Genomic DNA, 461 nt, shown 5'->3' with positions numbered 1-461 from the left:
GCCGGTAACGAAAAAGTGGTACGTCCACGCCTTGCCGATGCCGAGTTTTTCTTTTTACAAGACCAAAAACAGCCATTGTTTGCACTGACTGAAAATCTCAAAACCCGCGTATTCCAAGATAAGTTAGGGACAATTTGGGAAAAATCTGAGCGTATTGCCAAGCTAGCTGCCTTTATTGCCACCCAAATTGGCGAAGACGTTGAGCAAACGGCACGGGCAGGCTTGCTGTCAAAAGCAGACCTTGCCAGTACCTTGGTGGGTGAGTTTCCAGAATTGCAAGGCGTGGCAGGGACTTACTATGCGCGTTTAAACCAAGAGCCAGAAGCGGTGGCGGCGGCAATCGAAGAGCAATATCTACCAAAATTTTGCGGCGATAAATTACCGGCGACCAACATTGGAACGGCACTGGGATTAGCAGACCGTTTGGATACGCTGGTCGGTATTTTTGGCATTGAACAAGC

1 protein-coding gene is annotated in these 461 nt (G+C 48.8%); it reads left to right on the top strand.

Annotated elements, in window-relative coordinates:
• Positions 1-461: glycine--tRNA ligase subunit beta (locus J1781_RS00375; RefSeq protein ID WP_217233016.1), on the top strand; the 461-nt coding region annotated here is incomplete at both ends.

The organism is Rahnella perminowiae (assembly GCF_019049695.1).
GTDB classification, from domain to species: domain Bacteria; phylum Pseudomonadota; class Gammaproteobacteria; order Enterobacterales; family Enterobacteriaceae; genus Rahnella; species Rahnella perminowiae.
This window is presented reverse-complemented; position numbering and strand designations above follow the sequence as displayed.